Origin of the sequence: Methanobrevibacter ruminantium M1, from assembly GCF_000024185.1 — an archaeon.
Lineage (GTDB): Archaea > Methanobacteriota > Methanobacteria > Methanobacteriales > Methanobacteriaceae > Methanobrevibacter > Methanobrevibacter ruminantium.
The window spans coordinates 575,324-589,539 of the sequence record NC_013790.1 but is presented as its reverse complement, the minus strand read 5'-3'; the positions used below and the strand labels follow the sequence as shown (position 1 = coordinate 589,539).

10 protein-coding genes are annotated in these 14,216 nt (G+C 32.1%); 4 read left to right on the top strand and 6 right to left on the bottom strand.

Annotation, left to right across the window (positions count from 1 at the left end; translation table 11 throughout):
* Nucleotides 1-185: 185 nt before the first annotated feature.
* Both MRU_RS02115 and MRU_RS02110 read right to left on the bottom strand, forming a co-directional pair.
* The gene (locus MRU_RS02115) at nucleotides 186-1,451 is read right to left on the bottom strand and encodes an aldo/keto reductase (RefSeq protein ID WP_012955218.1); all 1,266 of its coding nucleotides are present in this window, start codon (nucleotides 1,449-1,451) and stop codon (nucleotides 186-188) included.
* Between the two features lie 134 nt (nucleotides 1,452-1,585).
* A complete protein-coding gene (locus MRU_RS02110) occupies nucleotides 1,586-2,686 on the bottom strand; it encodes a metallophosphoesterase (RefSeq protein WP_012955217.1) in 1,101 nt (366 codons plus the stop codon).
* A gap of 401 nt (nucleotides 2,687-3,087) precedes the next feature.
* Here MRU_RS02110 and MRU_RS02105 point away from each other — a divergent pair, with 401 nt between their 5' ends.
* The 4 genes from MRU_RS02105 (at nucleotide 3,088) to MRU_RS02090 (ending at nucleotide 6,475) form a co-directional block, all read left to right on the top strand.
* A complete protein-coding gene (locus tag MRU_RS02105) occupies nucleotides 3,088-4,254 on the top strand; it encodes a pyridoxal-phosphate-dependent aminotransferase family protein (protein ID WP_012955216.1) in 1,167 nt (388 codons plus the stop codon).
* 301 nt (nucleotides 4,255-4,555) lie between these two features.
* A complete protein-coding gene (locus MRU_RS02100) occupies nucleotides 4,556-5,071 on the top strand; it encodes a GerW family sporulation protein (RefSeq protein WP_012955215.1) in 516 nt (171 codons plus the stop codon).
* Nucleotides 5,072-5,217: 146 nt separating this feature from the next.
* The gene (locus tag MRU_RS02095) at nucleotides 5,218-6,066 is read left to right on the top strand and encodes a hypothetical protein (protein WP_012955214.1); all 849 of its coding nucleotides are present in this window, start codon (nucleotides 5,218-5,220) and stop codon (nucleotides 6,064-6,066) included.
* A gap of 61 nt (nucleotides 6,067-6,127) precedes the next feature.
* Entirely contained in the window at nucleotides 6,128-6,475 is a 348-nt protein-coding gene (locus MRU_RS02090; protein ID WP_012955213.1) for a hypothetical protein, read from the top strand.
* Nucleotides 6,476-6,510: 35 nt separating this feature from the next.
* Here the strand turns inward: MRU_RS02090 and MRU_RS02085 are convergent, their stop codons facing one another.
* From MRU_RS02085 to MRU_RS02070, 4 genes are all read right to left on the bottom strand, one after another.
* On the bottom strand, nucleotides 6,511-8,247 hold the full coding sequence (locus tag MRU_RS02085; RefSeq protein ID WP_012955212.1) for a thiamine pyrophosphate-binding protein: 1,737 nt from the start codon (nucleotides 8,245-8,247) through the stop codon (nucleotides 6,511-6,513).
* 204 nt (nucleotides 8,248-8,451) lie between these two features.
* Nucleotides 8,452-8,958: a hypothetical protein gene (locus MRU_RS02080; protein ID WP_048812371.1), complete on the bottom strand. Its 507-nt coding sequence runs from the start codon at nucleotides 8,956-8,958 to the stop codon at nucleotides 8,452-8,454.
* Between the two features lie 217 nt (nucleotides 8,959-9,175).
* On the bottom strand, nucleotides 9,176-11,824 hold the full coding sequence (locus MRU_RS02075; RefSeq protein WP_012955210.1) for a sodium-dependent transporter: 2,649 nt from the start codon (nucleotides 11,822-11,824) through the stop codon (nucleotides 9,176-9,178).
* Nucleotides 11,825-12,464: 640 nt separating this feature from the next.
* Nucleotides 12,465-13,796, bottom strand: a complete 1,332-nt coding sequence (locus tag MRU_RS02070; RefSeq protein WP_012955209.1) for a sodium-dependent transporter — start codon at nucleotides 13,794-13,796, stop codon at nucleotides 12,465-12,467.
* Nucleotides 13,797-14,216 lie beyond the last annotated feature (420 nt).

The window sequence follows — 14,216 nt, the reverse complement described above, 5'->3', positions numbered from 1 at the left end:
GTGAAAGTTCAAAACTTACAATAAAATAAGTAGAACTGAAACTAAAAATAAAATAAGTAAAAATTAAAATTAAATAAATTTATAGGGGTTCTTATCCCTATAAATAAAAAAAAAGGTTAGATTAAAGCATAAACTATTAAGAATAGTTAAAAAAAGAAGCTAAACTTCAAAATACATTATAACAATTAAGAATGCTTAAAGACATCAAATACCTTAGATATCTTATTTATAGAAGGCATTGCAATATTTCTAATAAACTTAATCTGATAATTAAATCCAAACTTCTCGAATTCAGACTTTACACTATCTAAATGGCTTGGAATGTCTAATGACTGAGGACACAATCTTTTACACCTACCGCAATGATTGCAAAGACCTGCATTTGACTGCTTATTGGTTATTCCACCAACAACCATATAATAATTCACCATAGCACCGGGAATAGGTCCAAATGCTTTTTTATTAAACAAATATTTCTCATTATAAATATTAAAGCAATCTGGAATGTTTACTCCCTTAGGGCAAGGAAGACAATAGCCGCAGCCTGTGCAATTTATTTTCATCATTGAATTGAAGATTCCTTGAGCCTTCTCCAATACAGCCAATTCATCATCAGACAATGAATCCACTTCAACTCTCTCTGCAATATTCATATTTTCCTTTATCTGCTCTATAGAACCCATTCCAGAGAGTACGCAAGTGACTTCCTTTTGGTTTAAGACCCAACTTAAAGCCCAATCCACTGAAGACTTATTGGAATCGACACCTTTAAACAGCCCATCAACTTCCTTAGGCAATTCTCCAGCGAGTATTCCTCCTTTTAAAGGTTCCATAATGAATACAGCCACATCATTCTCATATGCATATCTGATTCCGCGAATTCCTGCCTGTGCATTCACATCCAGATAATTGTATTGAACAAGAACCATGTCCCAATCATAGTCGTCAATCAAGTCATTGAACTCATTAGGTGCGCCATGATAGGAGAATCCAATATTCTTGATCTTTCCCTCTGAACGTGCTTTTTCTAGAAACTCATAAACTCCCAATCCCTTAAGACGCTCTAATATGCTTAAATCGATTGTATGAAGATAATAATAATCAATGCAGTCTGTTTTAAGTCGCCTTAACTGTTCATTTAAAAAGGCATCAAAGTCCTCCCTTGACCTTACCATCCAAGAAGGTGATTTGGTGGACAATTTGACTTTATCCCTGTATTTTACTCCATCGGAATCAGTTAAAGACAATATATCTCCTAAAAAGGACTCGCTTTCTCCACCATGATAGGCATATGCAGTGTCTATATAATTTATTCCATTGTCAATTGCATAAAGGATAAATTCACGAGCCAAATCCTTATCAATTGAATTGTTTTTAGTTGGAAGTCGCATAGCTCCCAATCCAAGAGGAAATAATTCATCTCCATTCTTTTTAACTGTTCTTTTAAGCATAACAACACATACCTAATGTTTTTCTAATAGAATTCCGATAACTCAAAAGCATTATAAATAAAATTAATAATAATTAGGACAATTTAAATAATGATTTACCTAAATCAATCCATTAAATTCACTATCAATCTAAACTAATCATTCTTTCTTAATTTTAGAACAACTATCTCTGAATCAGTACCCCATCTAAAAGGATAATCCATAGAGCCTACACCAGTAGTAACATGCAAATACCTGTCCTTGCCACCAATATTAGCTTTAAAAAGACCTCTGTTATACCAAATAAGATCGCATATCCAAGTAAGTGGATGGAACTGGCCTCCATGAGTATGGCCAGACAATTGAATGTCAAATCCTAATTTAGAAAAGTCCTCCCAGTTTTTAGGAACATGGAAAATGATAATATTCACCTTATCTTCCTTAACGAAATCCCCTAATACACCTGTGCTGACTACTTCAAACTCTTCAAACTTGCGGGTCATTCCAAAGATGAATGTCATTCCAAATATATTAAGATTGCCGAATTCCATTCCCTCATCGTCTAGAACAATAATGCCTGCATTTCTGCATGCCCCAAAGACGTCCTCAATATCCAGATATGAGTCATGATTGCCTGGTGTAAAGACTATAGGCATATTCACATCCTTAAGAGGTAGAAAATCATCCTCTTCAATAGCAGAGGACCCATCAACAATGTCTCCACTGATAATTGCCAAGTCACAATAATCTGAAAGCTCCTTCAATTTATCAGAAAGATCCCTAATGATCTTATCATGCCTTGTTGAGCCGAAATGAACGTCAGAAAGGTGGGCAATGTTGATATCCTCATTAATATTATCCATTTGGATTGTCCTTTCATGAATAATGATCTTATGTGCATGGAAATAGGAATAGACTGTCAATAATGGAACAAGAAGAACTAGAATGACTATAATATAAAACGGCCAATCAATATAGACTCCTCCGATATAGATAATCAATATGACAAATAAGTAAAAGAGAGACATCCATATCCAAAATCCTGATATCGTATCAAGAAGCCTTGTAATAGGCCTTGACTTCTTTTCCTCAAAGAACATGGGAACCATATTCAATATACCGAATAAAATAGTGAGTAAAAGCAAATAAATGTCATCCAATCCTCCAAAGAGTAAAAAAAGATATTTCATCAGAAAGAATTCATATATCATTACTAATAAGGTGGATATAATTACTCTTTTTGTTCTAAAACTCATAAAAAACCTCATTAAAATATTATAATTATTATTCTTTAGAAAGTCCTTTATAAAAATTGCCCTAAATAAAATCGAAGTTAAGCGAATTAAGAATAAACTAAAATAATATCAGAAATTAGAAAAAGCATAAGAAAAAATATCATTGAAACAGCAAAATCCATAAAGAAAACAAAACTACAGAAATTACAAAATCCATAAAGAAAAAAAATAAAAAGATATCAATGAAAATTACAAAATCCATAAAGAAAACAAATTGCCGACAAAATATTTAAAAACTATTAAAAAAATAATTTATATATAGCTTGACATTATTTAATAAATTAAAATATAATCAATTAATATTAAAATTAAATTATTCAAATCAAGCATTATAATTCTTATTTATGATTGGAGGAAAATAAATGAACGAAATATTATTAATGCTCCCAGGTCCAACAACTGCAGACCCAAGAGTATTACAAGCAATGAGCAAAGCTGTTGTAAACCACAGAGGAGACGAATTTGGAGAAATCTATACAGAAACAACCAAATTAATGTCTAAAACTTTCCAAACTAAAAATGATTCTTATATCCTAACAGGTTCTGGAACTTCTGCAATGGAAGCAGCAGTCTCAAACCTTGTCAACAGAGGAGATAAAATATTAAATGTAGTAGGCGGAAAATTCGGTGAAAGATTTGCAGACATCTCCAAGATGCATGGAATCGAATCCGTACAGTTAGATGTTGAATGGGGAACCGCTGTAACTCCAGACCTTGTTGAAGAAGCCTTAGAAAAAGACGAAGACATTAAAGCAATCACCATGGTACACAATGAAACCTCAACCGGTGTTGCCGCACCTATCAAAGAAGTGGGAGAAGTAATGAAAAACCACGATGCATTATTCATTGTAGACACAGTATCCTCTTTAGGAGGAGACTATGTGGATGTGGACAAATACCACATTGACGCATGTGTAACCGGTTCTCAAAAATGTCTCGCCGCACCTCCAGGCCTTGCAGCAATCACATTCAATGACGACGCATGGGCAGCATGTGAAAAGGTAGAAGACAACAATTACTACTTGAACATGCCTAAATACAGAGCAAACGGTAATAAGGACCCTGCTCAAACCCCTTATACTCCATCTGTATCATTGATCTATGCATTAAAGGCTGCTCTTGAAGTTCTCCATGAGGAAGGTCTTGAAAACAGAATAGAAAGACACCACACAGCAGCAGCTGCATCAAGAGATGCTGTTAAAGCTTTAGGTCTTGAATTATTCCCTGATGAAGCTGTATCCTCTGCAACTGTAACTGCAGTAAAAATGCCAGAAGGAGCAAATGACGACCAAATCAGAGGAACCATGCTCAACAAATATAAAGTCCAATTAGCAGGGGGACAAGACCACCTTAAAGGAAACATATTCAGAATTGGACATATGGGTGTAATCAACTATCAAGAATTAGCTATCACTTTCACTGCATTAGGATTAACCTTAAAAGGATTAGGATTAGTTGAAGATGCAGGTGCCGGTGTGGCTGCTCTTGCGAACCATTACATCAAATTCAAACTTTTAGAAAAAGTTTGATCAAAATTTTTATTCAAGTTGGGAGTAATTACTCTTAACTTCCATTTATTCTCTTTTTTTCTCTTTTTACAAACAAACTCTTAATTTTACTTATTTTACAAAATCAATAATTTTAACTTAATTTTAATCGCCGAATAAATTTAATCTTTTATTTAACTATCCAAGCAATAAAGATTTAGCATATATAACTATTAAAAAGCCATATCGAAATAAATATAATTTATTAAAACTAATAATAAATCAAGTATTTTATAATTTTAAAAGATTAAAATATATAAATAAAAAATAAGGAGATAAAAGAATGATTGATGAAGAACCAATTAAAACAACTGTAGAAGAATTAAGAAAGCTTATTCACATTAGCAACTATATTGGAGACGCAATAGAAACTGAAGACAAATTATTAATCCCTGTATCCAAAGCTGCAGTAGGATTCGGAATAGGAGAGCAAAAGGCTGATAATTCACTTGCCGGAACCGGTGCAGGTGTAAGCGTTGAACCTATAACCATGGTTGTCGTATCAAAAGGAAACAGTGGAGTTGATGAAATAAGGACAATCAACCTATCAAAAGGAAACCAAACCAACAAGACATTAAACGAAATCGGATTAATCCTAACTGATGTCTTAAAAGAGTTCCTCCCATCAAAAGGCAATGACGACTACATAGATGTTGATGACGTAAGTGAAGTTGATATCCAAGACGCAGACATAAAAGAAAAGGTCGAAGATGCTGTTGAAGAATCAGACCTAAAAGAAAAGGTTGAAGAAGAAGTAGAAGAAGCAGAAGAATCATTAGGCATTGAAATAGATGACTAATAAGTCTATTTTGCTGTTTAAACTGAATCAACTTGAAAAATTAAGAAATTTAAATCCTAAAATAACTTAAAAAACCAATTTAAAGCTTTGATTTATAAATAAAAATTAAAAGTTAAAAAGAATCAAAATATGAAAAGGCGATAGAAATGATCTTAAATCTTATTTTAATTATACTAATCGCCTTAATTATCATATTTTCAATAATCCTATACAATGGTTTAAGAATAATTCTAACTGTTGAAAAGGAAAAAGCAGAAGCCAGATACAAATTAAAGATAACTCTGCTTAAAATCCCTATTTTTACAAAAGATAGCTCTGAAGACAAGGCTACAGAATCCGAAGAGGAAAAAGAAGAAGATGGAGAGGAAGAAGAGTCCAAAGACAAAAAAGGCCTGATGGAAAAATACAATGAAATTAAACCTATCCTAAAAGAGCTAATTAAATCAAAGAAAGAATTAAAGAAATATCTAAAGGACATTCTAAAATCAATTGATATAAAGAAACTCGAAGGACACTTGATACTAGGCCTAAGCGACTCTTTCACCACAGTCAAGATAGCAAGTTGGATATGGTCAATAGGAGCTATAGTAAATAGTAAAAAGCCAGTTTCATTAACTGTAGATCCTAGATTTACAGAGATAATCACTGATTTTGAAGGACAATTGGAATTAAAGATAAATCTACTGAAAATAATATTTTATAGCTTAATTTTAGTAAGCAAAAAGGACATTAGAGAATTGATTAAAGTAATTTATGCTTATAAAAAAGCCAAAGATAAAGAAAATGAAGAAAAAGAAAACTCCAATGAAGAATTATATAAAAAAGAAAAAGACACTGAAATTAAAGAAAACTCCAAAGAAGAATTATATAAAAAAGAAAAAGACACTGAAATTAAAGAAAACTCCAAAGAAGAATTAGATAAAAAAGAAAAAGACACTGAAATTAAAGAAAACTCCAAAGAAGAATTAGATAAAAAAGAAGAAAAAGAAACTTAAACCAAAATCTAAATTTAAAGAAGAACCAGATAAAGAATAAGCAAACAAATAAAGTGATACCATGGATGGACTAGAAATAATAAATAGCTTCAATAAAGAAACAATTTACGAATTTAGCGAAGCTTTTACCATATTTGAAGATGAAATATATTTCATATTCAAAGTAGATATCATTTCAATCAATGCAAACCCATCCAAAACTAAAGATAAAAATAAAAATAAAAATAAAGAGAACAAAGATAATAAAAAAGCTCAAAGAATAATATCCCATTTAGAAATAGAGCCAATAGCTTATCTATTAAAAAAAGCTGAAAATGAAGATTATCAAATAGAAGCGATTGATGAAAAATACACTGAATTTATTGGAAAAAATAAAGATAAACTCTTAAAAGAGTTTTTAAACCAATAAAAAAAATTAGTTAAACTAACTTTTAAAGCAATACACTATTTTTTAGGCATAGGAATATTCTCTTCACAAACACATACATCAGCTAAAAATGCCTTATTTGAATCCAAAGACATCTCAATAGCCAATTGAAGGTCTTCCTTAGATTCCACCTTCATAGAATCAACACCATATGCATCAGCCAATTTAGCAAAGTCTGGATTAATAAGGTCAACCTGATACTTATCAAAGTCATAAACAGTCTCTTCCCATTGTCTTATTATTCCTAACTGAGAGTTATTGATTATAAAAATATCAATATTCAAATCATATTCCCTAATTGTAGCCAATTCCTGAATTACCATTTGAATATCTCCATCACCACAGATGACAAGCACCCTTTCATCAATTCCTCTCTTCTTTAAGGCAAATGCAACACCAATGGACCCTGGAAGGCTATATCCCATAGGACCAAAGCCACCTGAAAACAAAAGCTTGCCGAATGAATCGCTTTTTGCAAGCAAAGTAGTCCATGTCGTATGGGTTCCTGCATCTGATAGGAAATATGCTCCTTTAAAAGCATCTATAATCCTATTAATCGCATAAGGAGGCCTTAATGGATTAAAGTTTTCTTCCACTTCTTCAATTCCACCAACAATCAATTCCTCATAATTGGAGTAGATCTCATCTATCCATCCATCATCATAATCAAATGTTCCATTATCTTGATCTAATTCATCCAAAAGACAGTCCAAGAACTCATTAACATCCATGCAAATATTAATTTTTCCCTTTAAGCAATTCTCATCAATATTAACATGTATCATCTTTTCCTTGGCAATGTCAAAGTCGGAAGCACCGATTGTACGTTCAGAGAGTTTGGCACCTAGAACCAAAATGCAATCTGAATTCTCATAAGCATAATTTGACAATGAGTTTCCCCTAAGACCTACTATCCCAAGGTTCAATCTGTCATGGTCACTGACTATTCCCTTTGAGTGATATGTGGTAACAACTGGAAGCATAGTTTTACTTAAAAAGTCGCTTAATTTAAAAGTAGCTTTTGACCAAACTATACCATTTCCTAGTATGACTAATGGTTTTGACGAATCCTTTAATTTTTTAATAGCTGATTGAATAGTTATATCTACATCAGCGGATAACTTTTGTGAAAAGTCATATAAATTATCTAAAGAATCATCAAAAAGATCAAAGTTTTCAATTATATCAGAATCATTAAGATTCAAAGAAGGAATATTAGATAGACCAATATCTCTTAAATCAATAGAATCAAAATCAATCTCTTCTAAAAGTACATCTCTAGAGAGATTGATATGAACAGGACCTTTTGGAAACTTATGAAGAAGAATCAATGCTTCAATCATATTGTAAACAGCGGATTTCCCATCATAAGGATGGAAGCTTTTAATTGATATATTCTCAAAGACAGAGTTTATAGGAAATGACTGAAAAATGTCAGAGTCCTTTTTATCATAGTCATTGTCTCCGGTTATCACAAGCATTGGAACAGAATCCTTGAATGCTGTGGAGGCTCCCATGACCAGATTCATGGCACCGGGACCTGCAGTTGATATGCAAATGCCGTATTCACCAGAAACCCTCGCATATGCATCTGCAGCATGGGCTGCAGCTTGTTCATGCCTTGTTAGGATATGGCTGATTGAAGAGTCCTTCAATGCCTTATAAAATGGAAGTATCTGTTCACCTGGATGGCCAAAGATAAATTCATTTCCATCCCTTTCAAGCAAATTGACTAAAATCTCTGCAGTGTTCATAAGTTCATCAATCCAGTAATAAAATAAGTTGTTTTTTTAAAAATAATTCATGAGAGTTAAAATACAAATAAAAACACAATTAAAAATACAATTAAAAATACAATTAAAAATAAAATAATAGATGATTGCTAATCATCTAAATTAAAAACTAATCTTAAGTTGACTAAATATAGAAGTTATCTTTTAACTAAAATAAAGCCAAAATTAAGCATAGCTTGAGTCCAAACTATCAATATCAGTTTCATTTACCACAATTCTAGCCTCTAAGCTAGAATATACATTAGTGAAAATTGTTAAGTCCTTAGCGGAAAGCAAAATATAATTATGTGACATTCTATCTTCAACATACATTGTGTAAGTTCCGGCATTATTGTTTTTATAATAAGTGAGATTGCCTGCACTTCCCTTTTCCGTACCTAAAACTTCCTTTTTAAGATTGTCCATTCTCAGATGCCCTTGAGACGAAGATTCCGGAGCCACATCATAAAAACTTGTAATGTTAAGATCGTTTTCATAATCGGAATAGTAGTGAATGTTTAAGTTGTCTGTATATGAAGATACCTTATCGGTTACCGGGACCTTTGCAACGCAGGTGTCAGTGAGATTGACCTCATGATAGCTTATATGCCTGGCAGGTTCAAAGATTAGATATGAGCCTACACAGAGAAGGCAAAATAGGGCAACCAATAAAACTGTCATTTTTTTATCCATATAATCACCTATTTTGATAATTATAGGTATGTTTTTATCTTTTATAAATTTTATATTTTGAAAATATGGATAAATATGTAAATTAATTGAAAAATCATGAACAAATAATGATAAAAAATGAAAATGATAGAAAATAATAGGAATAGAAATAGTTAAATAGGTAAAGAAATGGACTAAAAAAAGATAAGAGATAAAAAAATAAAGTATTAGATGATTTTTAATCATCTAAATTAAAAACAGAATCTGATCCTTTCTTTTCATAATCATAATAGGGTTTAGAATCCCTAGGTGTAGATTGGTCAGATTTGGAAGATGCCTTTTTCTTTTTGGATTTTGGTTTCGGTTCCACATAATCGTCTAGAAGAGCTTCATAGCCTTCCTCTCCAAATACACCATCATCAAAGAAATCATCTGAGAACTCTTCATATTCTATTTCTTCTTCTTTAGGTTTAGGTTCTTCTTTAGGTTCTGATGCTTTTTTGGATTTAGAGCCAGATTCCTTTTTAGATTTTGAACTTGATTTCTTTTTAGAAGCAGAAGTCTTTTTAGAAGCAGGTTTCTTATTAGGCTGGCTACTTAAATCATCTAAACTTTCAATTCCATCAAGATCCTCAGCACTAATGAATTTAGGTTTTTTATTTCCACCTTTAGCCTTAGATTTTGATTTGGAATTTGTTTTAGATTTTGGTTTAGACTTTGTTTTAGGTTTAGATTTAGGTTCTTCTTCCCTTATAGGAGTTATATAATCAAAATCATCGAAGACATCTTCAAAGGAGGAATCATCATCTTCATAATTATCATTAGAATTATAGCCATAATTATCATCCAAATAATCATTCTCTCCTTGGTCTTTATTAAATAAATTAATCTTTTCAAATAATGACTTAGATTCTGATTTAGATTTGGATTTAGATTTGGATTTAGATTTGGATTTAGATTTGGACTTAGATTTAGACCTATAATCATCCATACTATTATCAAAATCATCAGAGCCTTGGCTATAACCATCATCTAAACTATTATAAGTTTCATAATCATCATAATCATCATCGCTTGGAGGATCAAACTCTTTCGCAGACAAATCAACATTATTTAAAACATTCTTACCATTTTTAGACTTTTTAAACTTGTCCCAACTGAATCTGGATTTAAGGCTGGAATTTTCCTCTTCATCATCTGTGATTGCCACTACACCATCATAGCCCTCATAGTCATCTATTGTCTTTTCAACATAGGTCTTCTCTTCATAGCCTTCAGTGCCATTATCAACATCATTATCCTTAGATGTGAATCTTGATGTGAATCTGGACTTTAAGTCTGGCTTTGAATTTGATTTGGCCTCTTCATCATCCCCACTGTCCCTAAAGTAATTATATCCTCCTGTAATTGAGCCAAGAGAATATTCTCCATTAAATGGAGCTACAGTTAGAGCTAGAGGCACAATAACAATGATTGAAGCTAAAATGGACTGAACAAGAAGGCTTTGCCTGTCTCCAGTTATAATCAAATTATAAACTCCCAATATCCAGATTACAATAAGAAGAATCGGAATTGCAAACTTGATTAGATAGACCCAATATTTTCCGAGCTTTATTCTAGAATTATTGTTTAAAACATTTCTTATATCATCAAGGTCAAAAAGCCATCCGAATACTAATATCTCTACCAAAACAACTAGAATTATTGCAAATTGGGTTATGAAGCCGTCAACTATCCTAAGGAAATACTCTCCCATTCCTGTTGCAAATATGAAAGATGCAAAGAGTCCTGCCAAGACCAATGTCTTTATTGCCCTATCCTTAGTCCAAATGAACTTTTCGCATATTGCATTTGCCAAAGGCTCTATAAGAGCAAATAATGCACCTAATCCCCCTATAAATATAACCATAAAGAACAATGGACCTATTATTGTTGCCCATGAGCCCATCACATTGAATACATTAGGGAAAACCACAAATATCAATGAGAAGCTGTCGCTTACAAGGCTTGTAATAGGCATGTTCTTTCCCAATGCCATATGTCCAAGCAATGCAAATATGAGAACAGACATCAGAATTTCGAATATTAGGCTGATTAGAACAATAACCCATGCGCTGTCTATAAGCTTGCTGTCCTCTGGAAGATAGGAGGAATATGTGCTTGCGATTCCATATGCAAGGCCATAGGAAAATATAAGCTGTCCGAATGCAGTGAGCCAAATGTTATAGTCCAAGAGATATTCCCAATTTGGATTGAACAAGGCCATAAGGCCAGTTCTGGATCCTGGCAATTGAAGGGCAAAGACTGAAAGGATGATGACGAGAACAAATGTCAATGCCAGGGAAAATTTTGTCACTAATGATATTCCCCTATTTATTTCCCTTCGAGATATGAAATATATCAAGGCCCAGATTAATATGAGGCCGATTCCAATAGGAACTACAAGGTAAGTTAAGCCATATGGATTAGAGGTGCTATGAAGTAGGGTGGTTGTAAAGAAAACACTAGGATTATTGCCCCATCCTTTAAATAAACTTAGGACTATGTAGATAAGGTCCCAGGACATTATGCAAGTATAGCAGATTAGGACTATGAATATTAGGAAAAGGATAAACCATGCCACTATTTCAAATTCAGACTTGATATTGTAAAATATCCTTGGCAGGCTTGCCTTGTATTTGAATCCCACTCCAAACTCAAGGACAAGAAGGGGGATGACCATGATAACGATGGCTAATATGTATGGGATTAGGAAGCTGCCCCCTCCGTTTTCATAAATAAGATAGGAAAATCTCCAAATCCCTGCCAATGCTATGATGGATCCTACCATGACAAGTATGAAGCTTGTTGAACTGTTCCATTGATTGTTATTAGTTTCATCATCCATTTGATTGCCTTCTAAAAGAATTAGGTAAATTGGTTTTGACAATTTAAAATTAAATTTAAAATTAAATAATCATTTTTTTATTAATTAATTTAATTAATATTTACTATTACTATATATTACAACTTACTTATTTAAAAAACTTGTGAAAATTTTATTAAAAATTGAAATTGAATCTCAAGAGAAATGATTAAGCAAAATAGAAAAAGTGAAAAAATAGGCCAAAAAGAAAAAAGTCCAACTAATTGATAAGGGCAATGAAAAAAGAATTAAAAAAAGGATAAAAGAGTTAAAAAAAGGATAAAAGAATTAAAAAAAGGATAAAAGAATTAAAAAAAGGATAAAAGAATTAAAAAAAGGATAAAAGAATTAAAAAAAGGATAAAAGAATTAAAAAAAGGATAAAAGAATTAAAAAAAGGATAAAAGAGTTAAAAAAAGGATAAAAGAAAACGTTTTAAAAAAAAGAATTAAAAAAGTAAAAGACCATTAGTCTTCTACCTTATTATAAAATTCTGGGTTTTTTGCAGGGAGGTATGTGAATATAAAGGGAACCACTATTACAATTACAGTTAAAGTCAATATTACTGCACTGCTAATAGGATTATCTGCTGCAATAATGTCAGAAACTCCTTGAATCCATAATCAGCATATGCAGATTGGGAGTATGAATTTAATTACATTTTTCCAGACTTTTCCTACCTTTATATTTGAATTATTGTTTAATGTCTCTATGAGATTGTCAAAATTATAGATCCAACCGAATATGATGCATTCAAGAAGAACTGCAAATAAGAGTGCGATATTGTTTAGGAATGCATCGAATATTCCTAAAATCATGCTTCCAGCACTTGTTGTAAATATTACAGATACTATAAATCCTATAATGCAGACTATTGTTGCTGATTTTCTTCTAGAGAAGTTGAACTTTTCAGAGATTGAATAGCAGACCACCTCAAGCAATGCCATTACAGAGGTTACACCAGCAAAGAGAATGCATAGGAAGAAGAGCGGACCGATGATTGTAGCCCAAGGACCCATTATATTGAATACCTTAGGGAAAACAACAAATGCCAAGCCTGTTCCTTCAGTAACCAGTTGGTCAAATGGAATGCCTGTGTTTAAGGTCATAAAACCAAGTATTGAGAATATTCCGATTGAATTGAAGATTTCAAATCCAGAATTTGAAAATGCAACGATTAAAGCATTGTCTGTTAATTTAGAGCCTTCAGGAAGGTAGCTTGCATATGTAAGTGCAATGGACATTCCTAAGCTAAGGGAGAATACGATCTGTCCAAAGGCAGCAAGCCAAACATTCAAGTCAGTTAGGGCACTCCAATCAGGAGTAAAAATTTGGGTATAGCCTATTGAAGCTCCAGGCAAGGTCAGTGAGAACAAAACGATTGTAACAACAATAATCAAAAGCAAAGGAAGCAGTAACTTACTTACCTTACCTATGCCGTCATTTAAGTCCTTTTGAATAATGTACCATGCAACAGCCCATAATGCAAGTACGGATATAAATACCATAGGAACAATATGGAGAAGCCCTTCAATGGAATCTGTTGATTGAAGGACAATGCTTGAGAAGAAAAGGTCTGGATTTGAGCCCCATGCCTTTGTAAAGCTTAAGACCACATATATCAAGTCCCATCCCACTACACATATGTAATATGTTGTTATGAGAAAGACGATTAGGGCGATAAACCAGGCTACAGGCTCCAATTTGCTTTTGACAGAATATAGAACCTTGATTAGGGAGGACTTGAATCTGTATCCTACAGCATATTCCACAAGTACAAATGATATTCCTAAAAGGAATAGGGATACGATATAAGGAATCATGAATGATCCTCCACCGTGGGAGTATAGAACATTTGGAAAACGCCAAATATTTCCTAAACCAACTGCAGAACCAATCATTGCCAAAATAAATGCAATGTTACTATCCCATTCAGACTGATTACTGTTTGCCATAAAAATCACTACTAAATAATCTTAAAACACTGAAAAAATATATTAAAATAATTATCCAAACTTAAAACGCTTAATAAATATACTTAAATAATTTTCTAAACTTAAAACATTTGATAAATATACTTTAAATTTTATGATTTAAAAATTTTATTTTAATTAATTAATGAAATTCAAATTAGAATTAAAATAATTTAATTAATTAATCAAAATAGTTAAATAATAGCCAATAACTCTTTTTAATAGAAATATCTGAAAAATAGCTTTTAAATGAAATAAATAATTAAAAAACTTAAATAAATAATAAAAATAATGATTTTATAAAAAAATAAAAAGAGAAACTTAAATAATAATTTAAGTTTCCTAAATCCTTTCACCTTATTTAAAGACTTTTCGATTAAATCATGAATTAAGCAGCCTCTT

Excerpts from the sequence above, each read along its gene's own strand:
- MRU_RS02115 (WP_012955218.1), bottom strand. The coding sequence starts at position 1,451 with ATGCTTAAAAGAACAGTTAAAAAGAATGGAGATGAATTATTTCCTCTT.
- MRU_RS02075 (WP_012955210.1), bottom strand. The coding sequence starts at position 11,824 with ATGGATGATGAAACTAATAACAATCAATGGAACAGTTCAACAAGCTTC.
- MRU_RS02085 (WP_012955212.1), bottom strand. The coding sequence starts at position 8,247 with ATGAACACTGCAGAGATTTTAGTCAATTTGCTTGAAAGGGATGGAAAT.
- MRU_RS02110 (WP_012955217.1), bottom strand. The coding sequence starts at position 2,686 with ATGAGTTTTAGAACAAAAAGAGTAATTATATCCACCTTATTAGTAATG.
- MRU_RS02100 (WP_012955215.1), top strand. The coding sequence starts at position 4,556 with ATGATTGATGAAGAACCAATTAAAACAACTGTAGAAGAATTAAGAAAG.
- MRU_RS02090 (WP_012955213.1), top strand. The coding sequence starts at position 6,128 with ATGGATGGACTAGAAATAATAAATAGCTTCAATAAAGAAACAATTTAC.
- MRU_RS02095 (WP_012955214.1), top strand. The coding sequence starts at position 5,218 with ATGATCTTAAATCTTATTTTAATTATACTAATCGCCTTAATTATCATA.
- MRU_RS02080 (WP_048812371.1), bottom strand. The coding sequence starts at position 8,958 with ATGGATAAAAAAATGACAGTTTTATTGGTTGCCCTATTTTGCCTTCTC.
- MRU_RS02105 (WP_012955216.1), top strand. The coding sequence starts at position 3,088 with ATGAACGAAATATTATTAATGCTCCCAGGTCCAACAACTGCAGACCCA.
- MRU_RS02070 (WP_012955209.1), bottom strand. The coding sequence starts at position 13,796 with ATGGCAAACAGTAATCAGTCTGAATGGGATAGTAACATTGCATTTATT.